This is a genomic window from Amycolatopsis acidiphila, from assembly GCF_021391495.1.
Lineage (GTDB): Bacteria > Actinomycetota > Actinomycetes > Mycobacteriales > Pseudonocardiaceae > Amycolatopsis_E > Amycolatopsis_E acidiphila.
In genome coordinates this window covers 5,750,754-5,772,224 of sequence record NZ_CP090063.1, presented here as the reverse complement: position 1 = coordinate 5,772,224, position 21,471 = coordinate 5,750,754, and the positions used below count along the sequence as shown (strand labels likewise).

Annotated in this window: 20 protein-coding genes; 11 read left to right on the top strand and 9 right to left on the bottom strand. The window is 71.8% G+C overall.

What is annotated here, in order from left to right; genetic code table 11:
• Window positions 1-39: 39 nt before the first annotated feature.
• Window positions 40-1,440, bottom strand: coding sequence for an AAA-type ATPase lid domain-containing protein (locus LWP59_RS28330; RefSeq protein WP_144638304.1), 1,401 nt, complete (start codon window positions 1,438-1,440; stop codon window positions 40-42).
• Between the two features lie 176 nt (window positions 1,441-1,616).
• Between LWP59_RS28330 and LWP59_RS28325 the strand changes: the two genes are divergently transcribed.
• Genes LWP59_RS28325 through LWP59_RS28315 form a run of 3 tightly spaced genes read left to right on the top strand, consistent with a single transcriptional unit; the run spans window position 1,617 to window position 4,337 of the window.
• Entirely contained in the window at window positions 1,617-2,645 is a 1,029-nt protein-coding gene (locus tag LWP59_RS28325) for an amidohydrolase family protein (protein ID WP_144638305.1), read from the top strand.
• 1 nt (window position 2,646) lies between these two features.
• On the top strand, window positions 2,647-3,315 hold the full coding sequence (locus LWP59_RS28320; RefSeq protein ID WP_144638307.1) for an iron-sulfur cluster assembly protein: 669 nt from the start codon (window positions 2,647-2,649) through the stop codon (window positions 3,313-3,315).
• Window positions 3,312-4,337, top strand: coding sequence for an NAD(P)-dependent alcohol dehydrogenase (locus LWP59_RS28315; RefSeq protein ID WP_144638309.1), 1,026 nt, complete (start codon window positions 3,312-3,314; stop codon window positions 4,335-4,337). The genes LWP59_RS28320 and LWP59_RS28315 overlap by 4 nt, the downstream gene beginning before the upstream one ends.
• Window positions 4,338-4,395: 58 nt before the next feature.
• On the opposite strand, the gene LWP59_RS28310 is transcribed toward LWP59_RS28315, so the two are convergent.
• Entirely contained in the window at window positions 4,396-5,283 is an 888-nt protein-coding gene (locus LWP59_RS28310) for a bifunctional helix-turn-helix transcriptional regulator/GNAT family N-acetyltransferase (RefSeq protein WP_144638311.1), read from the bottom strand.
• Window positions 5,284-5,396: 113 nt separating this feature from the next.
• Here LWP59_RS28310 and LWP59_RS28305 point away from each other — a divergent pair, with 113 nt between their 5' ends.
• From LWP59_RS28305 to LWP59_RS28295, 3 genes are read left to right on the top strand one after another with little or no spacing between them, the layout of a single operon-like run.
• On the top strand, window positions 5,397-6,155 hold the full coding sequence (locus LWP59_RS28305) for a 3-hydroxybutyrate dehydrogenase (RefSeq protein WP_144638313.1): 759 nt from the start codon (window positions 5,397-5,399) through the stop codon (window positions 6,153-6,155).
• Between the two features lie 36 nt (window positions 6,156-6,191).
• Window positions 6,192-7,529 carry an MFS transporter gene (locus tag LWP59_RS28300; protein WP_186383231.1) on the top strand — a complete coding sequence of 446 codons (1,338 nt, stop codon included), beginning with the start codon at window positions 6,192-6,194 and terminating at the stop codon, window positions 7,527-7,529.
• A gap of 12 nt (window positions 7,530-7,541) precedes the next feature.
• Complete coding sequence (locus LWP59_RS28295; protein ID WP_144638315.1) at window positions 7,542-9,323, top strand: helix-turn-helix domain-containing protein; 1,782 nt, start codon at window positions 7,542-7,544, stop codon at window positions 9,321-9,323.
• A gap of 21 nt (window positions 9,324-9,344) precedes the next feature.
• On the opposite strand, the gene LWP59_RS28290 is transcribed toward LWP59_RS28295, so the two are convergent.
• Entirely contained in the window at window positions 9,345-10,610 is a 1,266-nt protein-coding gene (locus LWP59_RS28290) for a tannase/feruloyl esterase family alpha/beta hydrolase (protein WP_144638399.1), read from the bottom strand.
• A gap of 211 nt (window positions 10,611-10,821) precedes the next feature.
• Here LWP59_RS28290 and LWP59_RS28285 point away from each other — a divergent pair, with 211 nt between their 5' ends.
• A complete protein-coding gene (locus LWP59_RS28285; RefSeq protein WP_229857642.1) occupies window positions 10,822-11,772 on the top strand; it encodes an extracellular catalytic domain type 1 short-chain-length polyhydroxyalkanoate depolymerase in 951 nt (316 codons plus the stop codon).
• Between the two features lie 3 nt (window positions 11,773-11,775).
• Here LWP59_RS28285 and LWP59_RS28280 read toward each other — a convergent pair whose 3' ends face one another.
• A complete protein-coding gene (locus LWP59_RS28280) occupies window positions 11,776-12,186 on the bottom strand; it encodes a PPOX class F420-dependent oxidoreductase (protein ID WP_144638317.1) in 411 nt (136 codons plus the stop codon).
• Window positions 12,187-12,257: 71 nt separating this feature from the next.
• Between LWP59_RS28280 and LWP59_RS28275 the strand changes: the two genes are divergently transcribed.
• The gene (locus LWP59_RS28275) at window positions 12,258-13,052 is read left to right on the top strand and encodes an SDR family NAD(P)-dependent oxidoreductase (RefSeq protein ID WP_144638319.1); all 795 of its coding nucleotides are present in this window, start codon (window positions 12,258-12,260) and stop codon (window positions 13,050-13,052) included.
• Window positions 13,053-13,112: 60 nt separating this feature from the next.
• On the opposite strand, the gene LWP59_RS28270 is transcribed toward LWP59_RS28275, so the two are convergent.
• Window positions 13,113-13,733 carry a TetR/AcrR family transcriptional regulator gene (locus tag LWP59_RS28270; RefSeq protein ID WP_144638321.1) on the bottom strand — a complete coding sequence of 207 codons (621 nt, stop codon included), beginning with the start codon at window positions 13,731-13,733 and terminating at the stop codon, window positions 13,113-13,115.
• An 85-nt stretch (window positions 13,734-13,818) separates the two neighbouring features.
• Here LWP59_RS28270 and LWP59_RS28265 point away from each other — a divergent pair, with 85 nt between their 5' ends.
• Window positions 13,819-15,612, top strand: coding sequence for a flavin-containing monooxygenase (locus LWP59_RS28265; RefSeq protein WP_144638323.1), 1,794 nt, complete (start codon window positions 13,819-13,821; stop codon window positions 15,610-15,612).
• Between the two features lie 4 nt (window positions 15,613-15,616).
• Here the strand turns inward: LWP59_RS28265 and LWP59_RS28260 are convergent, their stop codons facing one another.
• Together LWP59_RS28260 and LWP59_RS28255 are read right to left on the bottom strand one after the other, a co-directional pair.
• Window positions 15,617-16,036 carry an SRPBCC family protein gene (locus LWP59_RS28260; protein ID WP_144638325.1) on the bottom strand — a complete coding sequence of 140 codons (420 nt, stop codon included), beginning with the start codon at window positions 16,034-16,036 and terminating at the stop codon, window positions 15,617-15,619.
• A 28-nt stretch (window positions 16,037-16,064) separates the two neighbouring features.
• Window positions 16,065-16,457: a YchJ family protein gene (locus tag LWP59_RS28255; RefSeq protein WP_144638327.1), complete on the bottom strand. Its 393-nt coding sequence runs from the start codon at window positions 16,455-16,457 to the stop codon at window positions 16,065-16,067.
• Between the two features lie 165 nt (window positions 16,458-16,622).
• Between LWP59_RS28255 and LWP59_RS28250 the strand changes: the two genes are divergently transcribed.
• Window positions 16,623-17,351, top strand: a complete 729-nt coding sequence (locus tag LWP59_RS28250) for an alpha/beta hydrolase (RefSeq protein WP_229857610.1) — start codon at window positions 16,623-16,625, stop codon at window positions 17,349-17,351.
• 2 nt (window positions 17,352-17,353) lie between these two features.
• Here the strand turns inward: LWP59_RS28250 and LWP59_RS28245 are convergent, their stop codons facing one another.
• Window positions 17,354-18,631 carry an MFS transporter gene (locus LWP59_RS28245; protein ID WP_144638331.1) on the bottom strand — a complete coding sequence of 426 codons (1,278 nt, stop codon included), beginning with the start codon at window positions 18,629-18,631 and terminating at the stop codon, window positions 17,354-17,356.
• A gap of 149 nt (window positions 18,632-18,780) precedes the next feature.
• Here LWP59_RS28245 and LWP59_RS28240 point away from each other — a divergent pair, with 149 nt between their 5' ends.
• Window positions 18,781-20,937, top strand: a complete 2,157-nt coding sequence (locus LWP59_RS28240) for a glycoside hydrolase family 15 protein (protein ID WP_144638333.1) — start codon at window positions 18,781-18,783, stop codon at window positions 20,935-20,937.
• A 31-nt stretch (window positions 20,938-20,968) separates the two neighbouring features.
• Here the strand turns inward: LWP59_RS28240 and LWP59_RS28235 are convergent, their stop codons facing one another.
• Window positions 20,969-21,469, bottom strand: coding sequence for an NUDIX hydrolase (locus LWP59_RS28235; protein ID WP_229857611.1), 501 nt, complete (start codon window positions 21,467-21,469; stop codon window positions 20,969-20,971).
• Between the last annotated feature and the right edge of the window lie 2 nt (window positions 21,470-21,471).

The following is a 21,471-nucleotide window of genomic DNA, read 5'->3' as shown; positions in this document are numbered from 1 at the left end:
GACGCACTGTGGCGCGGCCACCGCGGCCACGCCAGCGAATTACCGTCCCGGGACCTTGATGTCGTAGTGCGCGATCTTCCGGTAGATCGTCGCGCGGCTCATCCCCAGCATCGTGGCCGCCTTGGCGACGCTCGCGCCCGGCTGGGTCAGGCAGCGCACGATCTCGTCCCGCTCGACGGCCTCGATGCGGGTCAGCCGGTGGGTGGCGCCGCTGAAGACCTCCGGCGCCAGGTGCCGCGTGTCGATCACGTCGGCGCGCGCCGCCTGGCGCACGACCTCCCGCAACTGCTTGACGTTCCCCGGCCACTGGTAGGCCGTCAGCGCGCGCATCGCCGCCGGTGTGAAGCGGCGGCGCCCGGCGAAGTGGTCCGCGAGCGGCTCGATGTCGTCGGGCCGGTACCGCAGCGCGGGCACCTCGACGACGGCGTCGATCAGCTCGGCGAGTACCTCCGGCACCGCGGTGTGGTCGTCCGCGGTCATCGTGAACGCCGACGCCGGGACGCCCGCGAGCGCGTCCGCCAGCTCCTCCGCGGCCGACGCCGGCAGCGCGTCGACCCCGGACACGATCACGCACGTGTCGTCCTTGCCCAGCTCCGGCGCCCACAACGCGAGCCACGCGTCCGCATCCCGCGGCGCGGGCGGCCGGGCGTTGAGCACCCGCTCGCGTGGCCGGATCGAACGCCGCGCCAGCGACGCGAGCGCCGTCTTGCCCGCGCCCGGTTCGCCGACGACCGCCAGCACCCGTCCTTGTGCCATCGCGGTTTCCGCCTCGGCCAGCGCCTGCCGCCAGCCTTGCGACAGCGGCAGCGCCGAGGGCGTGCGGTCGCTGTAGACGCGGAACACCTCGCCGCGCGGCGCGGGCCGCGGCGTGCGCCCCGAACCCCGCGCCATCATCAGCGCCGCGGTGTTGCCCGCGGCCGCCTGCGCGACGGCGAGCAGCAGCTGCTTCGACGACTGCGACCAGGTCGTCAGGTTCACGCTGCCCAGCAGCACCCCGGTGGCCGGGTCGACGACCGGCGCGGCCGCGCAGGTGTATCCCCACAGGCCCGCGCAGTAGTGCTGCTCGGCGCTGACCAGCGTCGGTGCCCTGTCGGCGAGCGCGAGGCCGAGCCCGTTGGTGCCGGCGTTGCGCTCGGAATAGTAGAAACCGGGCGCCAGGTGCACGCGGTCGAGCGAGCGCAGGATCGTGCTGTCGCTGCACAGCCTGCTCAGCACCAGGCCTTCGCTGTCGGTGAGCATCAGGCTGACCGGCTCGTTCGCCAGCGTCTGGTGCAGGTTCTCGAGGACCTCGTGGCCGCATTCGTAGAACAGCGACCCGTCGTCGACGGTGCTGGTGAACACCGGCTCGACCTCGTCCAGCGGAGCGCCGTACCGCTCGCTGCGCTGCCAGGACGCACGCAGCCTCGCCGGGACCGCGACCTCGTGTGCTGAGCGCTCCACTCCGACCTCCAAGACGCGCCACTGCGGCCTGTGACCTCACGGTACCTGCCGGTGCGCGTGGCCCCGGTCACCCGCTTGTCTCAAAATGAGACGGCCGGGCACCCCGCGGGCGGGCGGCATGCGCCTACCTTCGCTCCCGAACGTGCCACAGCAGTCACGCACCGCTCGGAGGACCCGTGTACACCAAGGACGGCGAGAACTACTTCATCGTCGACGCGCACATCGCCCTGTGGGACGCGCGTCCGGAGAACCAGCTCAACATCCACGGCAAGCAGTTCATCGACTGCTTCTACGACTACCACCGCAACCTGAGCCCGGAGTCGGAGGTGTGGCCCTACGAGGAGTACCTCTACCAGGGCGGCGACCGCCTGATGAAGGACCTGTTCGAGGACGGCTACGTCGACCACGCGATCTTCCAGCCCGCGCGCCTGGGCGAGTTCTACAAGAACGGCTTCGGCCAGACCGAAGAGGCCTTCGCGCTCACGCAGAAGCACCCGGGCAAGCTGACCTACAACCACAACTTCGACCCCCGCTTCGGCGAGGAGGGGTTGCGCCAGTTGCGCCGCGACGCCGAACGCTTCGGGCTCAAGGGTGTCAAGCTCTACACCGCCGAATGGCACGGCGACTCGCGCGGCTACAAGCTCGACGACCCGTGGACCTACCGTTACCTCGAGGTGTGCCAGGAACTGGGCATCAAGAACATCCATGTCCACAAGGGACCGACGATCCGCCCGCTGGACCGGGACGCCTTCGACGTCGCCGACGTGGACAAGGTCGCGACCGACTTCACCGAGCTGAACTTCGTCGTCGAGCACTGCGGGCTGCCGCGGCTGGAGGACTTCTGCTGGATCGCCACGCAGGAGCCGAACGTGCACGCGGGCCTCGCCGTCGCCATCCCGTTCATCCACACCCGGCCCAAGTACTTCGGGCAGATCATCGGGGAGCTGTTGTACTGGCTGGACGAGAACCGGATCCAGTTCTCCAGCGACTACGCCCTGTGGACGCCGCGGTGGCTGGTCGAGCGCTTCGTGGACTTCCAGATCCCCGAGGAGCTGACCGAGTACGCGCCGCTGACGGTGGCGCAGAAGAAGAAGATCCTCGGCCTGAACGCGGCCGCGATGTACGACATCGAGGTCCCGGCGGAATGCCGGCTGCCCGTCGAGGCCGGCACGGACGCCGGGACCGAAGCCGTGGCGGTGGCGTGACATGCCGGATCTCGTGACAGCGGCACGCAAGGCGCTCGACGCCGTGCTCGACCCCGAGCTGGACGAGCCGATCACCGATCTCGGCTTCGTCCGCTCGATCGAGGCGGGCGACGGCGAGCTGACCGTCCACCTGCGACTGCCGACCTCGTTCTGCTCGCCGAACTTCGCCTACCTCATGGCCTCCGACGCCAAGGACGTGCTCTCCGCGCTCGGCACCCGGGTCACGGTCGTCCTCGACGATCACCACGACTCGGACCTGATCAACCGCGGCCTCGCCGCCGACGCCGGTTACCGCGGCACGTTCGGGCACGAGGCCGAGACCGGGCTGGAGGAGCTGCGGTTGACGTTCCGGCGCAAGGCGCACACCGCGGCGATGGAACGCGTGCTGACGCGGTTCGTCCGTGACGGCGCGGAACCGCACGACGTCGTGCTGGGCGACCTGCCCGACACCCCGGAGACACAGGCGCTGCTGCGCCGCCGCGAAGCGCTCGGGCTGAGTGCCGATCCGGCGGAGCCCGTGCTGGTCGACGAGCACGGCGAACCGTACCCACGCGAGGAAGTCCCGCTGCGACTGCGGTTCGCCCGCTCGGTCCGGATCTCGATCGAGGGCAACGCCCACTTCTGCCGCGGCCTGCTGCGCACCCGATACCCCGAGGAGAAGGCGTCATGAAGGCGATCCAGGTGGTCGGCTACCACGAGAGACTGCGGGCGGCCGAGGTGCCCGAGCCGACGGTGACCGGGCCGTTCGACGTGCTCGTCCGGATCGGCGGCGCGGGGGTGTGCCGGACCGACCTGCACATCCTGGAGGGGCAGTGGGCCGAGAAGTCCGGGGTGAGCCTGCCTTACACGATCGGGCACGAGAACGCGGGCTGGGTGCACGCGGTCGGCAGTGCGGTCACCAACGTCGCCGAGGGCGACAAGGTGATCGTGCACCCGCTGATGACGTGCGGCCTGTGCCGGGCCTGCCGCTCCGGCGACGACGTCCACTGTGTACAGAGCCAGTTCCCCGGGATCGACACCGCCGGTGGCTACGCGGAGTTCCTCAAGACGTCGGCGCGCAGCGTGGTCAGGATCGACGACTCGCTGGAGCCCGCGGACGTCGCGGCGCTGGCGGACGCGGGCCTGACGGCGTACCACGCGGCGGCGAAGGCGGCCCGCACGTTGCGGCCCGGCTACCGGTGCGTCGTCATCGGCGCGGGCGGGCTCGGGCACATCGGGATCCAGGTGCTCAAGGCGATCACGGCCGCCGAACTGATCGTGGTGGACCGGAACCCGGACGCGGTCAAGCTGGCGGTGTCGATCGGGGCGGACCACGGGGTGGTCGCGGACGGCGACCACGTTGCGGAGGTATTGGCACTGACCGGCGGCGACGGCGCCGAGACGGTGATCGACTTCGTCGGCGAGGGCGGTGCGACCAAGGACGGCGTGGCGATGCTGCGGCGGGCCGGCGACTACCACGTGGTGGGCTACGGCGAGAACATCGACGTGCCGACGATCGACATCATCTCCACGGAGATCAACTTCGTCGGCAACCTGGTCGGCAGCTACAACGACCTGTGCGAGCTGATGGTGCTGGCCGCGCGCGGCCAGGTCCGCCTGCACACCACGAAGTACCCGCTCGACCGATTCCAGGACGCGCTCGACGACCTGGACGCGGGCCGGATCCGCGGCCGGGCGATCCTCGTGCCGTGACGACGGTGGGTGCGGTTCCGGGCGGGGCCGCACCCACCGCTGCGTCAGGCCTGCCACGTCACCTCACGACGTGCAGCTCCTTCTCGAACCAGTGATGGGCATACGGCTCGTCGTTGAAGGCGGGCACCTCGCGGTAGCCGGCCGCGCGGTACAGCCCGATCGCCTCGCCCAGCACCCGGTTGGTCTCCAGTCGTGCGAGGCGCGCGCCACCGGCGAGGGCGTGCTGCTCCAGCTCGGCGAGCAGTCGCCGGCCCAGCCCGAGCCCGCGCGCGGACGGCGACACCCACATCCGCTTGAGGTAGGCCGAACCCTGGTCCTCGAACAGCAGGCCGCCGCAACCGACCGGCTCGCCGTGCAGGGCGGCGACCAGGAACACCCCGGTCGGCGGGGTCATCACGGCCTCGTCCGGGGTCAGCGAACGGCCGTGCTCGAAGCCGTCGTCGAAGCGCTCGCCGATCTCCGCGAAGTACGCCCGCAAGCACGACCGGGCGCTCGGCGCACGGGGATCCGTCACCGCGACGTCCACAGTGGACGCGAGGAGCAGCCGTTCGACCTCCTCCATCGCGGTGACGAGCCGGCTGCGCTGCCGCTCGCTGAGCGGTGCGAGGATCGACGTCGCCAGCTCGTCGGAGCGGCTGTCGAGGGTCTCCCGCTCGGCGAGCCCGCTAGGGGTGAGCCGCGCGGTCCGGACGCGCCCGTCGTCCTCGCTGCGCTCCACGACGACCAGGCCGTCGGTCTCCAGCGCGCGCAGCAGGCGGCTGAGATAGCCCGAGTCGACGTCCAGCCGCGCGCGCAGCGCCCGCACGTCGCAGCCCTCGGGGCCGATCTCCCACAGCACACGCGCCTGCCCGAGCGGGCGGTCCTGTGACAGGTACGCGTCGTTGAGCGCGCCGATCCGCTGCGTCACCGTGCGGTTGAACCGCCTGACCTGCTCGATCTTCTCCATTCTCTGACCTTAGTCAGGTAATCAAGGGTGGCGACCAGGGCCACTTCGTGGTCGACAGCTGTGGTGTCCAGGCACATGGCCCGGTCGCATTCCGGCGCTTACGGTCGGTCGCTATGAACGGCTCGGTAACCGAACTGGACGGCCGGATCGCCCTGGTCACGGGCGCTGGCAGCGGGATCGGGCGCGCGTGCGTCCTGGCGCTCGCCGATGCCGGGGCCAAGGTGCACGCCGTCGACATCGACGGCGCCGCCGCCGAACGCGTCGTCGCCGAGACCGGCGGCTGGGCGCACACCTGCGACCTCGCCGATCCGGCCGCGGTCGACGCGCTGCCGGCCGAGGTCGACATCCTGGTCAACAACGCCGGCTTCCAGCACGTGGCGCCCCTGCCCGAGTTCCCGCCCGAGGTGTTCGCCCGGGTGCAGCAGGTCATGGTCACCGCGCCGTTCCTGCTGATCCGCAAGGTCCTGCCGCACATGTACGCCCGCGGCCACGGCCGGATCGTCAACGTCTCCAGTGTGCACGGACTGCGGGCGAGCCCGTTCAAGTCCGCCTACGTCGCGGCGAAGCACGCGCTCGAAGGACTGTCCAAAGTGGCCGCACTGGAGGGTGCGCCGCACGGGGTCACCAGCAACTGCGTCAACCCCGGCTACGTCGACACCCCGCTGGTGCGCGACCAGGTCCGCGACCAGGCCGCCGCACACGGGCTCGCCGAGTCCGAAGTGGTCGGCCAGGTCCTGCTGCGGCGGGCCGCCATCAAACGGCTGATCGACCCGGCCGAGGTCGCCGGGCTGGTGCGGTGGCTCTGCGGCGAGCACGCCCGCCAGGTCACCGGCGTCTCGCTGCCCGTCGACGGCGGCTGGACCGCCGCCTGACCCCCGATTTCCCCGCGACACAAAGGAGTGTTGACCTTGTCCAGTCCCGGCACCGAGCGGCGGCCGATCGCGAAGGTGGTGGCCGCCAGCCTCATCGGCACGACCATCGAGTGGTACGACTTCTTCCTCTACGGCTCCGCGGCCGCGCTCGTGTTCAACAAGCTGTTCTTCCCCGGTGCCGATCCGCTGACCGGCACCCTGCTCTCGTTCGCCACCTACGCGATCGGCTTCCTCGCCCGGCCGCTGGGCGGTGTGGTGTTCGGTCACTTCGGCGACAAGATCGGGCGCAAGAAGCTGCTCGTGTTCAGCCTGCTGCTGATGGGTGGCTCGACCGCGGCGATGGGCCTGCTGCCCAGCTACGCCGCCGTCGGCGCGGCCGCGCCGCTGCTGCTCACGCTGCTGCGGCTGGTGCAGGGCTTCGCGCTCGGTGGTGAGTGGGGCGGCGCGGTGCTCATCGTGTCCGAGCACGGCGACGCCGCCCGCCGCGGCTTCTGGGCTTCCTGGCCGCAGTGCGGCGCGCCGGGCGGGAATCTGCTGGCCACCGCGGTGCTCGCGGTCCTCGCCGCCGTGCAGTCGGACGCGGCCTTCGCGTCCTGGGGCTGGCGGATCCCGTTCCTGCTCTCGGGCGTGCTGGTGGTGATCGGGCTGTGGATCCGGCTGACCGTCACCGAGTCCCCGGTGTTCCTCGCCGCCCAGCGCAAGGCCGAGCGCCGGGCCGAGCCGCACGTGCCGGTGGTCGAGGTGTTCCGGAACAGCTGGCGGCAGGTGCTCGTCACGATCGGCGCCCGGATGGCCGAGAACGTGTCCTACTACGTGCTCACCGCGTTCATCCTGGTCTACGTCACCACCGGGCTGGGGCTGGGCAAGTCCGCCGGGCTCAACGCGGTGCTCATCGGCTCGGCCGTGCACTTCGTGACGATCCCGCTGTGGGGCGCGCTGTCCGACCGGGTCGGGCGCAAGCCGGTGTACCTGTTCGGCGCGGTCGCGATGGCGGGCTGGGCCTTCGGGTTCTTCGCGCTGATGGACACCCGCTCGCCACTGCTGATCGCGGTGTCGGCGACGATCGGGCTGGTGCTGCACGGCGCGATGTACGGGCCGCAGGCCGCGTTCTTCGCCGAGCAGTTCAGCACCCGCGTCCGCTACACCGGCCTGTCCGTCGGCGGCCAGCTGTCCTCCATCGCGGCCGGCGCGCTGGCGCCGATCGTCGCGGTGGCGTTGTTCAAGAGCACCGGTGGCACGACGGCGGTCTCGCTGTACGTGGTCGCGATGTGCGTGCTCACGGTGATCGCGCTGGTCAGTGCCCGCGAGACGGCCCGGACCTCGCTGCACGACTCCGTGCCGGCCGAAACGGCCTCGGCGCCCGCCACGCAGTGAGACGATGAGCGGGTGGACGACGTGCTGCGGCTGCTCGACCTGCTCGCCGGCGGGGCGGGCAGCGAGCAGCTCGCCGAGGCCGGGGCCGCGAACCCGGACCTGGGCAAGGCGACCGAACTGGCGCTGCGGATCTCCGCGACGCTGAGCGCGCACCGCCGCCGCGAGGCGGAGCTGACCGCGTTGTTCGACACGGCCAGCGACCTGGCGCGGCTGCACGACCCGGACGCGGTGCTGCGCTCGATCGTGCGCCGCGCCCGGACCCTGCTCGGCGCGGACGTGTCGTACCTGAGCCTGAACGACGAGGCCGCGGGCCGGACGTACATGCGGGTCACCGACGGGTGCGTGTCGCAGCTGTTCAAGGAGGTCGCGCTCGGGATGGGGGAGGGGATCGGCGGGCTGGTCGCGCAGACCGCCCGGCCCTACGCCAGCCCGGACTACTTCCGCGACCGCCGGTTCCAGCACACCTCGCCGATCGACGACGCGGTGCGTGACGAAGGGCTCGCCGCGATCCTCGGGGTGCCGCTGTCGCTGGGCGGCCGCGAGGTGATCGGCGTGCTCTACGCGTCGGACCGCACGCCGCGGGAGTTCACCCCCGACGAGGTGGCGCTGCTGTCGTCGCTCGCGGACCACGCCGCGATCGCGCTGGACAACGCGCGGCTGCTGGAGGAGATCAGCTCGCACAGCGCGGCCATGCACCGCGCGGAAGAGGCGCACGACCGGCTCATGGACCTGGTGCTGCGCGGCGGGGACGTGCCCGACGTCGCCGCCGCGGTGGCCGACGTGCTGCACGGGGCGATCGGGCTGTTCGACGCCGAGGGCGGCGAGCTCGCCCGCGCCGGGGCGGCGGTTTCCGCGCCGCGGGCCGAAGCGGTCGCCGCGTCCCGGGCTTCGGGCCGCTCGGTGGCCGGCGAGGACACCTGGGTCTGCGCGGTGCAGGCCGGGCCGGAGCCGCTGGGCAGCATCGTGCTCGCGGGACGGCCGGAGCTGCTCGACGCGGACCGGCGGCTGTTCGAACGGGCCGCGGTGGTCACCGCGTTGCTGTTGATGCTGCGCCGGTCGGTGGCGAAGGCCGAGGACGAGGTGCGCGGCGAGCTGCTGACGGACCTGCTGACCGCGCCCGAGCGCAACCCCGGTGCGCTGGTGGCGCGGGCCGCGCGGCTGGGCGTGGACCTGGCCGAGGCGCACGTCGTGCTCGTGGCGCACGCGGAGACGGTGTCGCGCAGCCGGCTCGCGATGGCTGCCGCCCGTCATGCGGTCCTGGCGGGCAGCCACGCGGACGAGGTGGTCCTACTCTCTCGCGCGGAAGATACTTCCGCGCTGGCTTCTCGCCTCGCGGCGGAACTGGGGTCCATGGTGGACAGTCCGGTGACGGTGGGCGCGGCCGGTCCTGCCCGCGGCCCGTCGGCGATCGCCGAGGCCCACGCCGAAGCGGTCCGCTGCCTGCGGGCGTTGCTGGCGCTGGGCCGCGCGGGGGAAGGTGCCTCCGCGGACGGGCTCGGCTTCCTCGGCGTGCTGCTCGGCGACCGCGCCGACCTCGACGGCTTCGTCGGCCGCGCACTGGGCCCGGTCCTGGAGTACGACGCGCGCCGGGGTACGGAACTGGTGCGCACGCTCGACGCGTACTTCGCCGCGGGCGGCCAGTTGAACCGCGCGAAGCAGGCGTTGCACGTGCACGTGAACACAGTGGTGCAGCGACTCGAGCGGGTGGGTTCCTTGTTGGGCGAGGACTGGCAGTCGCCGTCGCGCGCCCTGGAGATCCAGTTGGCGTTACGCCTCCAGCCGCTGCGGAGTTGAGCGGCTTCGGAAACCCGCCAGTCAGCTCAGCGCGCACCAACCCGCAAGCTCCGCCGCCGACGCGCCCGCCGGGCGGGGCACGGTCTCGGAGCGCGGCGGCTGATGACCGGTCAGCCAGCCCGCCAGCGTGGCGAACGCGGTCCGGAAGCACGGTGCCATCGGCCGGAGGCGGTCCGGATAGGCGTCGAACAGCGAGTCGACGTGGTTCCCGTCTTCGATGCGGTAGTAGCGGTGCAGCCCGCCGCGGCCGGCGGCGGTGATCATCCGGTCGTACACGTCCGAGTCCCGGCTGATCGGCAGCAGCGTGTCCAGCGTGCCGTGCAGCGTGATCAGCGGCTTCCCGATCCGCCCGGTCAGCGCGATCCGGTCCACCGCCCGGTGCACCGACGCCGGCCGCGACGCGTAGTCGTAGTCGGCGTCGCAGTCCGGGGTTCCACTGGCGCAGAAGGGAATTCCTGCCGCCAGGTCGCCGTCGTAGCCGGGGTCGAGCTCTTCCCGGTAGATCCGCTGCGTCAGATCCCAGTACACCTGGTAGTGGTAGTCCCATAGGAACTGCGAGCCCGGCGCGAACACGGAGTCCACAATGGACGATGGCGATCCGGGGTAGTTCCGCAACGCCGTGGGCAGGAACGTCAGCAGGTTGTCCTGCTGCGTCCACAATGTACCCTCCCAGTCCACGCCGCCGTCGTAGAGCGCGGGCCGGTTCTCCAGCTGCCACCGCACGAGGTAGCCACCGTTCGACAACCCCGCGGCAAGGGTCCGCGACGGCGGGCGACCGTAGTAGCGGGCGGCGGTCGCCTTCGCGGCGATCGTCAACTGCGTGACCCGGAAGTTCCACTCGGCGATGGCGTCACCCGGCCGCTCGTCGTCGGCGAAGAAGCTCGAGCCCGTGTTCCCCTTGTCGGTGGCCGCGAACGCATACCCCTGCGCGAGCACCTGGTCGCCGATCGCCCGGTCGTTGGCGTACTGCCGCCGGTTGCCCGGCGAGCCGCCGACCACCAGCCCGCCGTTCCAGTTCCGCGGCAGCCGCAGCACGAACTGCGCGTCGTGGTTCCAGCCGTGGTTGGTGTTGGTGGTGGAGGTGTCCGGGAAGTACCCGTCGATCTGCACGCCCGGCACGGGCCCCGGCACGGGCAGCCCGGCCGAGGTGAGCCCGGCCCAGTCCGCCGCCACCGTGTGGCCGCCCGCCGTCGTCAGATCGCTCACGCACGCCGACTCCGTGTACGCGGCTCCGGGAACCGGCACGGCACAGCCGGGTGCCGCCGCCGCGGAGACGCGAACGACCATCGCCGCGAGGACCGCGGCGCACACCAGCGCGAATCTGCTCGGCACGGCAAACCTCCTTGTCGCCTCAGGAAAAGCTAGGAGTCCCGGCGGGTGACGGCCATGGGCCTGGCGCACACAAAGCCCGGCCGGGTTGTGGTGCCCCGCACCGTCGAACCGAACCGAGAACCGGTTCTACCCTCGGTGCACATTCGGTCACAAGGAGGTGATCGGCTTGCGCCGGTTCCTGTTCCTGCTCCTCACCTGCGTGGCGGTACTCGTGGCGGGCGTCGCGCCCGCGTCGGCCGCCACCATCCGCCAGGTCACCGGGTTCGGCACGAACCCCGGTGCGCTGCAGATGTTCGAGTACAGGCCCGACGGGCTCGCCGCCGGCCGCCCGGTCGTGGTGGCACTGCACGGCTGCACCCAGAACGCCACCGGCTACGGCCAGGGCTCCGGCTGGGCCGAGCTCGCCCAGCGGGCGGGCTTCACCCTGGTCCTGCCGCAACAACAGCAGGCGAACAACATCAGCCAGTGCTTCAACTGGTTCTCCTCCGGCGACATCACCCGGGGCCGGGGCGAGGCCGAGTCGATCGCGCAGATGACGCGCTGGGCGATCGCGGACTCCGGCGCCGACCCGAAGCGCGTGTACGTCACCGGGCTCTCCGCGGGCGGCGGGATGACCGCGGCGATGCTCGCGACCTACCCGGACCTGTTCGCCGGGGGCGGGGTCGTCGCCGGGCTGCCCTACGGCTGCGCCACCAGCATGGTCGACGCCTACAGCTGCATGTACCCGGGCAAGGACCTCACGCCCGCGCAGTGGGCGGCCAAGGTGCGCGCCGCCTCGTCCTATCAGGGACCCTGGCCGACGGTGAGCATCTGGCAGGGCAGCGCGGACTACACGGTGGCGCCCGCGAACCAGCGTGAGCTGATGGAGCAGTGGACCGCGGTGCAGGACGTCCCGGCCACCCCGTCGGCGACCGACACCGTGGCCGGCTACCCGCACGCGGTGTACCGCGACGGTTCGGGACGGACGGTCGTCGAGACCTACACGATCACCGGGATGGGGCACGGCCAGCCGGTCGACCCGGGCACCGGTGCGGGGCAGTGCGGCCAGGCCGGGGCGTACCTGCTGGACGTCAACCTCTGCGCGGCCGCGCGGATGACGGGCTCCTGGGGGTTCTGACCGTCACACGTTCCGGTTGTGCGGCACCTGCTCCAGCGGCGGCCGGTCCGGGTCCTCGATGCCGAAGCTGATGATCCGCTCGGGATGGATGCGGATCACCGCGTCGTCGAGGTGCCCGTCCGGCGTGGCCGCGCCGGTGAGCGCCTCGGCGCGGCCACGGATCTCCAGGCAGCGCACCCGCATCGGCTCCAGCGAGGGGCGGTCGTCCACGACGAACGCGACCTTGCCGTTGGCGGCGATGTTGCGGAACTTGCGGCTGCCCGTCAGGTGGTAGCCGCGCACCTCGATGGCCTTCTCGTCCGGGTTGTAGCTGAACCCGACCGGGCTCACCTGCAGGCTCCCGTTCGGGTGCAGCGTCGCCAGCCTGCCGAGGCCCTGGTCGTTCAGATAGTCGATCTCTGCGTCGGTGAACATCTGCCCAGCGTGCAACTTCCAGTTAGGTCGAGGTCAAGCGGACGATCACGGAAGCACCTAGGCTGGGGCGCATGCGGTTGAACCTGGACGGAAAGACGGCGCTGGTAACGGGATCGACGCAGGGGATCGGCGCGGCGATCGCGGCGGGCCTCGCCCGCGCCGGCGCGCGGGTGGCGGTCAACGGCCGGAGCGAACGCGGCGTCGAGGAGGCTGCGGAGCGGTTGCGCGGCGAGGTCGAGGGGGCGCAGGTGGTACCCGTCGCCGCCGACGTGGCGAGCGAGGAGGGCGCGGCCTCGGTCGTCGCCCAGCTGTCCAATGTAGACATCCTGGTGAACAACCTCGGCATCTTCGGCGCGACGCCGCCGCTGGAGATCACCGACGAGGAGTGGCGGCGCTACTTCGAGGTCAACGTGCTCGCCGCGGTGCGGCTCACCCGGGCGTACCTGCCCGCGATGATGACCCGCGGCTGGGGCCGGGTCCAGTACATCGCGAGCGACTCGGCGATCGTCATCCCCGCGGAGATGATCCAGTACGGCATGTCGAAGACGGCGTTGCTGGGCGTGTCCCGCGGGTTCGCCAAGGCCGCGGCGGGCAGCGGGGTGACCGTCAACGCGGTGATCGCCGGGCCCACCCACACCGGTGGTGTCGAGGAGTTCGTCTACCAGCTCGTCGACCGTGACCTGCCGTGGGACGAGGCGCAGCGGGAGTTCATGCGCCGGCACCGGCCGCAGTCGCTGCTGCAGCGCCTGATCGAGCCCGAGGAGATCGCGAACATGGTGGTCTACCTCAGCTCTGCCCAGGCCTCGGCGACCACGGGCGGGGCGGTGCGGGTCGACGGTGGGTACGTGGACTCGATCGTGCCGTAGGCCGTCCCACGACACTTCGCGCCCACCGCGAGCCGGTCGGCAGCTGGCCCGGGTGCGTCGTCACTCCTGCCTGGCCAGTGCCGCGGTCAGCGCGGCTTCGAGCACCTGCGCCGACACCTGCGCCACCTCGTCCGGCGAGCGGCCGAAGTCCCCGGCCAGCGCCTGCGTGGTGAAGCCCGACAGGTGCACGGCGACCGCGTCGACCAGCCAGACCGGCGGCGCGCCCCGGCCGCCGCGGGCGTGCCACAGCCGCGTCGTGACGCGGACCGCGCCCCGCTTGCGGGACTCGCGCCGCTCGGCCGCGGCCTTCGCCAGCTCGTCGGGCAGGTCAGCCGGCTCCAGCGCGGCCAGCTCCCAGTAAACGCGGCCGTTGCTGGCGTTGAGGTGGTGCGACACGACCAGCAGCTCGACCAGCCACTCCCGCAGGTCACCGCTCTCGGGGGCGGGCGGGACCTGCACCGCGTACCGGTGCACCCCCTCCTTGATCGCCGCCGCGAACAGCCCGTCGCGGGTGGCGAAGTGGCGGAACACCGTGCGCCGGTTGACCCCCGCGCCCTCGGCGACGTCGTCGACCGTCGCGGCGAAGCCCTTCTGCGCCAGCACGATCCGCGCCGAACGCAGGATGCGCGCCCGTGCGACGTCGCGCTGCTCGTCGGCCAGCGGCACGGCTTCCCTGCTCATCGGCCGATCCTACCCGGCACCCCTTGCCGCGTGTCACTGGTGAGTGACATGCTGGCACGACTGTGGGGCACGAGGAGGAGCGGGTATGGCGGTCACCGCGTTCGACAAGGAAGCGCTGCGCCGGAAGTACCTGGAGGAGCGCGACAAACGCCTCCGGCCCGACGGCAACGAGCAGTACCTGCGGCTGCGGGGACGGCTCGCGCACTACCTCGAGGACCCGTACACCCCGCGCACCGAACGCGAGCCGAAGACCGACCACAAGACCGTCGTGTTCATCGGCGGCGGCTTCGCGGGACTCGTCACGGGCGCGCGGCTCAAGGAGGCCGGGGTCGAGGACGTCCGGATCATCGAGAAGGGCGGCGACTTCGGCGGCACCTGGTACTGGAACCGCTATCCCGGCGCCCAGTGCGACACCGCGTCGTTCGTGTACATGCCGCTGCTCGAAGAGACCGGGCACATGCCGACCGAGAAGTACGCGCACGCGCCCGAGATCCTCGAACACTGCCACCGGATCGGAAAGCAGTTCGGGCTCTACGACGACGCGCTGTTCCACACCGAGGTCGAACACCTCGAATGGGACGAGACGCATTCGCGGTGGCGCATCCGGACCAACCGCGGCGACGACTTCACCGCGCAGTTCGTCGCGATGGGCGTCGGCCCGCTGCACGTGCCGAAGCTGCCCGGCATTCCCGGCATCGAGTCCTTCCGCGGGCATTCGTTCCACACCAGCCGCTGGGACTACGACTACACCGGCGGCGACCCGTCGGGCGCCCCGATGGAAGGGCTCGCCGGCAAGCGGGTCGCGATCATCGGCACCGGCGCCACCGCCGTGCAGTGCGTGCCGCACCTCGCCCGCGCCTGCCGGGAGCTGTACGTCTTCCAGCGCACGCCCTCGTCGGTCGACGTCCGGGACAACCGGCCCACGGATCCGGAGTGGTTCGCGCGCATCGCCACCCCCGGCTGGCAGCAGCGCTGGCTCGACAACTTCACCGCCAACCAGGCCGGCGGCACGGCCCGCGAGGACCTGGTGATGGACGGCTGGACCGACATCTCCCGCCGCGTCAGGGCGAAGGTCGCCGGGCTGCCGCCTGCCGAGCGTGCGCCGGAGAAGGTGCTCGCCGCCTTCGAGGACTCGGACTTCGAGAAGATGGAGGAGATCCGCGCCCGCGTCGACTCCATTGTGGAGGATCGGGAGACCGCGCGGAAGCTCAAGGCGTGGTACCGGCAGCTGTGCAAGCGCCCGTGCTTCCACGACGAGTACCTGCAGGCGTTCAACACCCCGGGCACGCACCTGGTGGACACCGACGGCAAGGGGGTCGAGCGGATCACCGGGACCGGGGTCGTCGTCGCCGGCCGCGAGTACGAGGTGGACTGCATCGTCTACGCGTCCGGCTTCGAGGTCGGCACCGAGTACACCCGGCGCGCCGGCTACGACCTGACCGGGCGTGGCGGTGCCAAGCTGTCCGGCTACTGGGCCGAGGGCATGCGGACCCTGCACGGCATCCACGTGCACGGGTTCCCGAACGCGTTCGTCGTGCAGCCGGCGCAGGGCGCGAACCTGATCTCGAACATCCCGCACAACATCACCGAGTCGGCCCGGACGATCGCGACGATCGTCAAGCACGCGCTGGACCACGGTTTCGCCGCGGTCGAGGTCGGCAAGCAGGCCGAGGACGCGTGGGTCGAGCTGCTGATGTCGGGCCCCGGCACGCTGATGCGCTCGCCGGACTGCACCCCGGGCTACTACAACAACGAGGGTACGGGCGCGGGGCCGCACTCGTGGCTGAACGTGGGTTACCCGCACGGCCCGTCCGCCTACTTCCGCTATCTCGACGAATGGCGCGAGTCAGGGGAGTACGCGGGCCTCGAGTTCCGCTGAGCGTTCAGCGCGCTGCTTCGCCCACCAGGTTCGCCAGCTGCTCCAGCGCCTCGTCGAGCCGCTGCTGCACCCCGTGCGCGGCCTCGCCGCCGTGGTTGGCCGGCTGGTCGCCGTGGAACGACAGGTGCAGCGTCGCGTAGCTCATGCCCTGCTCGGCGGAGGACACCTGCAGCCACCCGCTGTAGTCGGGGCTGCCGCGGTGCCCCCATTCGAGCCGCAGCTGGTCGCGGCTGGCGCCGAGGACCCCGGGCGCCTCGCGGTCGCCGTCGGGGTCGTGCACGTCGACGTTCAGGCCCTCCGGCTCGGCCGGGTGCACGGTGATCTCACCGGGCAGCCAGCGGTTGAGCCGGTCGACGTCGGCGGCCACGCTGAACACCTCTTCCGCGGGGGCGGGCATCTCGCGTTCGCGTTCGAATTCGGCCATGGCGGCCGGTTACCCCGCTCGCGCGGATCTACTCGTCCGCGCGGACGTAGAGCCAGCGCCCGCCCTCGCGGGTGAAGGTGCTGCGCTCGTGCATCGAACCGCGCCCGCCCTCTTCGCGGTAGTGCGCACGGAACTCGACGGTGCCGGTGGTGTGGAACGGGCTGCCGCCGGTGGTCGCGAGCACGTCCAGCCGGGTCCAGCGCTGTCCCGGGTCCAGGTTCAGGCTCGCCGGGCGGGTGCTGGGATGCCAGGAGGCGAGCAGGTACCCGGTGTCGCCCACCGCGAACGCGCTGAACCGGGACCGCATCAGCTGCTCGGCGGTGCCGGCCGTGCGCTCGCCGCTGTGCAGCGGGCCGCAGCAGTTCCCGTACGTCTCGCCGGAGCCGCAGGGACAGCGCGTGCCGTCGGTGATGTCAGCCATCCCCCGATCCTAGCCGTGTCCACTGTGGACCGGACAAATACGGTGCGTGCCGGAAGCGGGTTGGCTACGGTGCCGATCATGCCGCCGACGAGCGCACCCAGCTGCTCGGCGGCGAGAAGGGCTACTACTTGCCGTCGGGTTCCGTGGGAGAGGATGACCGGTGTGATGGACCGATCGATTCTGAGCCGCCCGGGACCGGCGCCCGACCGGGTGCTCCGGTACGGGCCGCACCCCGACCACGTCGCGGACGTGTGGCTGCCCGGGACCGAGGAGCGTCCCCTGGTGTTCCTGCTGCACGGTGGCTTCTGGCGGCCCCGGTTCGACCGCACCCACACCCGCCTGATGGCGGCCGCCCTGCGGGACGAGGGCTGGACGGTGGCGTCGGTCGAGTACCGGCGTGAGCAGGGCAACCCCGACGCCTGCACCGGGGACGTCCGGCTGGCGCTGGAGGTGGTTCCGGGCGAGGTGGGCGCTCCGGGGGCCGGGATCGTCCTCGTCGGGCACTCCGCGGGCGGCCAGCTCGCCCTGTGGGCGGGGGTGGCCTGCCCGCCGCCGGGGCTGCGGGGGATCGTCGCGCTCGCACCGGTCGCCGACCTGGTGCACGCCTACGACGCGAACCTCGGCAACGGCGCCGTCGCCGAGTTCCTCGGCGGGCCGCCCGGCACCCGGCCCGACCTCGATCCCGTTCGCCTGCCCGCGCCCGCGGGCAAGGTGATCCTCGTGCACGGCGCCGACGACACCGGCGTCCCGCCGGCGGTCAGCGAGTCCTATGTAGACGCTCATGCCGCCGCGAAACTGATGCTGCTGCCCGACGTCGCCCATTTCGAGCTCATCGACCCCGGCAGCGCCGCCTGGACCGGCGTGGTCGCCGCGGTGGCCCAAGCAGGGCGCTGAGCTCAGGGCGTGTCCCGCCGCAGGGCCAGCACCGCGACCAGGCTCAGCAGCGCGACCCCGACCATGTACAGCGACACCGACAACGACGTGCCCGTCGAGTTGCGCAGCGCGGTCGCGATCAGTGGCGCGAACCCGCCGCCGAGCACCGCGCCGACCGCGTATGAGAACGACGCGCCGCTGTAGCGGTACCGCGGCTCGAACATCTCCGCGAACAGGGCGGACTGGGGACCGTAGGTCGCGCCGAGACCGATGTTCAGCACTACCACCGCCACCCCGAGCAGCCACGGCTGGCGGGTGTCGACGAGCAGGAAGAACGGCACCGACCACACCACGAGCAGCACCGAACCCGCCAGGTACACGGGCTTGCGCCCGGCGCGGTCGGACCAGATGGCGCTCGCGACGATGCTCACCAGCCACGTCACGCTGCCGACGATCACCACCACCAGCATCGTGGCGTTGCTCAGCTTCAGCACCGACGTGCCGTAGGACAGCAGGTACGCCAGGAACACGTATCCGATCGCGGTGTTCGCGATGAAGCTGACCGACGCCATGAGCACCTCGCGCGGCCGCTCCCGCAGCACCTCCACCATCGGCATCCGGCTGCGCGCCTGCTCCCGTTCGAGCGCGGCGAACACCGGGCTCTCCGCGATGTGCAGCCGGATGACCAGCCCGACCGCCACGAGCACGATGCTGAACAGGAACGGCAGGCGCCAGCCCCAGCCGCGGAACTGCTCCTGCGTGAGTGAGCCGTTGAGCACGAAGAACACCAGCTGCGCGAGGATCAGCCCGGCCGGCACCCCGATCTGGGAGAACGAGCCGTACCGGCCGCGTTTGCCCGCGGGTGCGTGCTCGACCGCCATCAGCGCCGCGCCGCCCCACTCGCCGCCCGCGGACAGGCCCTGCAGCAGCCGCAGCACCAGCAACAGGATCGGTGCGAGCACGCCGACGCTCCCGAACGTCGGCAGCAGCCCCACTCCGACGGTCGCGATGCCCATCAGCACCAGCGACAGCACGAGCATCGCCTTGCGGCCGACCCGGTCGCCGAAGTGGCCCCACACCACGCCACCCACGGGGCGCGCCAGGAAGCCGACGCCGAGCGTGGCGAACGCCGCCAGCGTGCCCGACGCGGGCGAGAGCGTGCTGAAGAACAGCCGGCCGAACACCAGGGCGGTGGCCGTGCTGTAGATGAAGTAGTCGTACCACTCGATCGTCGTGCCGATCGCGCTCGCCACCGCGACCCGTCGTAGCTGCGAGGTCTCCCGCTGTACCTGTCCGGTCATGCCCACCCCCACGGTCCGGCCGCCGATGATCGCATGCGCTCCGGCCCCCGGTCGAGCACCGGCCACCGGTCCGAATGGCCTATTGAGCCCGGCGGGTGCGGAGGGTTAGCTTCCTACGGCTGTCCATCGAACCACGTGGAAGGTCAACGATGACTACTTCGCGGCGAGACTTCCTGCGCGCGGCGGCGCTGGTGGGCGCCACCGCGGCCGTCGCCCCCGTGCCCGCGCTGGCGGACACGCGGCCCGGCGGCGGCGCGGCTCCCGGCGGTCCCGGCGCCGACCAGACGTTCACCCCGGCCGACAAGCTCGGCTTCGGCACGGCCAGGGGTGCGACGAGCCCGGTCTGGTTCACGCTCGAGGGCGGACGCCTGTCCGAGGTCTACCACCCGGACCTGAGCACGCCCGCGAGCCGCGAGACGCAGTGGGTGGTGACCGACGGGCACTCGTTCGTCGAGCGGGTCTCCGACGTGCGGCACAGCACCGAGCTGCCCGACCCGCAGGTGCCCGCGTACCGGCAGACCGCCACCGGCACGGGCTGGACGCTGACCACCCGCTACGTCACCGACCCCGCCCGCGCGAGCGTCCTGCTCGACCTCGAGTTCCACACCTCCCGTGCGCTGCAGGTCTTCGTGCTGCACGATCCGGCGCTGGGCGGGGAGGGCACGGCGGACCGGGCTTTCCCGCAGGACGGGGCGCTGGTCGCGACCGATTCGGTGACCGCGAGCGCGCTGCTCGCCGCGGGCGGGTTCAGCGAGTCGACCGTCGGCTACGCCGGGGTCAACGACGGCTGGACCGAGCTGTCGGCGAACCACGGCAGGCTCACCGCCCACTACGCCACCGCCGGTCCTGGCAACGTCGTCCAGCTCGCGCGGCTGCGGCTGGACGGCCGGTCGAGCACCCGGGAGCTCGTCGCGCTCGGCTTCGGTGCGACGGCCGGCGAAGCGGTGCGCGCCGCGCGGACGTCGGTGACGCGCGGGTTCGACGCGGCCGCGAAGGCTTATGCCGCGGGGTGGCACGAGTACCTGGCGAGCCTGCCCGCCGCGCCGAAGGTGGCCGACCGGCGGCTGCACACGACGTCGGTGGTGGCGCTGGCGTGCAGCGAGGACAAGCGGAACCCGGGCGCCTTCATCGCTTCGCCGACCATGCCGTGGGCGTTCGGCTTCGACCGGGCGGTCGCGCCGCAGTACGGCTCGTACCACCTGGTGTGGCCGCGCGACCTGTACCAGATCGCGACCGGCCTGCTGGCCGCCGGAGACCGGGCCGCGGCCGGGCGGGCGCTGGACTACCTGCTGCGCATCCAGCAGCCCGACGGGCACTGGGCGCAGAACACGACGGTCGCCGGGGAGCCGTACTGGACGTCCGTGCAGCTCGACGAGACCGCGGCGCCGATGCTGCTCGCGTGGTTGCTCGGCAGGCACGACAGCGCGACGGTGGACAAGCTCGCGCGCGGTGGCGACTTCATCCTGTCCTTCGCCAAGGACGGGCATTCGGCCCCGTGGACGGAGCAGGAGCGGTGGGAGGAGCAGAACGGGTACTCGCCGTCCACGATCGCCTCGGTGGTCGCGGGCCTGGTCTGCCTCGCCGACCTGCTGCGGCAGGCGGGCCGCGACGGCAGCCGGTATCTCGCCGCGGCGGACGCGTGGCAGCGCGCGGTGGACGGCTGGACGGTCACGCACACCGGGCCGTATTCGCCGCGGCCGTACTACACGCGGCTGACGAAGGACGGCAATCCCGACGCGGGGACCACCTACAACCTGGGCAACAACAACGCGGGTGAGGTCGACCAGCGGGCGGTCGTGGACGCTGGGTTCCTGGAGCTGGTGCGGCTGGGGGTGAAACCCGCGGCGGACCCGGTCGTGGCGAACTCGCTCGTCGTCGTGGACGCGCAGATCTCGACGGTCACGCCGTCCGGGCGGCACTGGCACCGCTATTCGGGCGACGGCTACGGCGAGCAGGCCAACGGCGGCCCGTGGGACGTCAACCGCAGCGACATCGAGCGGACGTACGGGCGGTTGTGGCCGATCTTCGCCGGTGAGCGAGGGGAGTACGAGCTGCTGCGGGGTGATCGTGACGCCGCCGCGGGGCGACTCTCGGACATGGCCGCGACGGCGGGCCCGACGGGGCTGCTGCCCGAGCAGGCATGGGACAAGAACCCGCCGTACCCGCGGGTGCGGGCCGGCACTCCCACGGCGTCGGCGACGCCACTGGCCTGGACACACGCCCAGTACCTGCGGCTGGCCTGGTCTGTCCAGAAGGGACGGCCGGTGGAGTATCCCGACGTGGTGGCGCGACGGTATCTCCGGTAGTCGGCGCGGCCGCCGAGCTGCTCGGCTGCCGTCAATGATGCCACGGCAGGCGCACCGGCTCGGCCGGCACACGCCCCGCGGCCAGGGCGTGCACCAGATCCGCGAGCCCGAGCGGGTAGATGGTTTCGGAAGTGTCCGACAGCTCGTCGATCGGCCACCACCGGTGCCCGACGACGTGTCTGCTCTCCACCTCCTCGAACCCGCTGGTGTCGACCTCGTGCCGGTCGACGCGGTGGAAGAAGAAGTCGTCGCGGAAGACCCCACGCGCCCAGTGGAACTCCGCGTAGCCGGACGTTTCGGCCACCCGCGGCCCCAGTTCGTCGACCGTCAGCACCAGCCCGGTCTCCTCCCGCAGCTCACGCGCCGCGGCCGCTTCGACCGATTCGCCTTTCTCCACCCCGCCGCCCGGGGTGTACCAGCAGTAGCCCTTGGCGTGCTCACGAACGTCGAGACAGCTGTGGAACAACAGGAGGCGGTCCGCCTCGTCGAGCAGGAGCACCCGCGCGGAGCGCCGCCGGTAGCGTTCGGTCACCC

Excerpts from the sequence above, each read along its gene's own strand:
- LWP59_RS28315 (WP_144638309.1), top strand. The coding sequence starts at position 3,312 with ATGAAGGCGATCCAGGTGGTCGGCTACCACGAGAGACTGCGGGCGGCC.
- LWP59_RS28305 (WP_144638313.1), top strand. The coding sequence starts at position 5,397 with ATGAACGGCTCGGTAACCGAACTGGACGGCCGGATCGCCCTGGTCACG.
- LWP59_RS28290 (WP_144638399.1), bottom strand. The coding sequence starts at position 10,610 with ATGGTCGTTCGCGTCTCCGCGGCGGCGGCACCCGGCTGTGCCGTGCCG.
- LWP59_RS28280 (WP_144638317.1), bottom strand. The coding sequence starts at position 12,186 with ATGTTCACCGACGCAGAGATCGACTATCTGAACGACCAGGGCCTCGGC.
- LWP59_RS28265 (WP_144638323.1), top strand. The coding sequence starts at position 13,819 with ATGGCGGTCACCGCGTTCGACAAGGAAGCGCTGCGCCGGAAGTACCTG.
- LWP59_RS28310 (WP_144638311.1), bottom strand. The coding sequence starts at position 5,283 with ATGGAGAAGATCGAGCAGGTCAGGCGGTTCAACCGCACGGTGACGCAG.
- LWP59_RS28250 (WP_229857610.1), top strand. The coding sequence starts at position 16,623 with ATGGACCGATCGATTCTGAGCCGCCCGGGACCGGCGCCCGACCGGGTG.
- LWP59_RS28320 (WP_144638307.1), top strand. The coding sequence starts at position 2,647 with ATGCCGGATCTCGTGACAGCGGCACGCAAGGCGCTCGACGCCGTGCTC.
- LWP59_RS28255 (WP_144638327.1), bottom strand. The coding sequence starts at position 16,457 with ATGGCTGACATCACCGACGGCACGCGCTGTCCCTGCGGCTCCGGCGAG.
- LWP59_RS28260 (WP_144638325.1), bottom strand. The coding sequence starts at position 16,036 with ATGGCCGAATTCGAACGCGAACGCGAGATGCCCGCCCCCGCGGAAGAG.
- LWP59_RS28275 (WP_144638319.1), top strand. The coding sequence starts at position 12,258 with ATGCGGTTGAACCTGGACGGAAAGACGGCGCTGGTAACGGGATCGACG.
- LWP59_RS28240 (WP_144638333.1), top strand. The coding sequence starts at position 18,781 with ATGACTACTTCGCGGCGAGACTTCCTGCGCGCGGCGGCGCTGGTGGGC.
- LWP59_RS28270 (WP_144638321.1), bottom strand. The coding sequence starts at position 13,733 with ATGAGCAGGGAAGCCGTGCCGCTGGCCGACGAGCAGCGCGACGTCGCA.
- LWP59_RS28245 (WP_144638331.1), bottom strand. The coding sequence starts at position 18,631 with ATGACCGGACAGGTACAGCGGGAGACCTCGCAGCTACGACGGGTCGCG.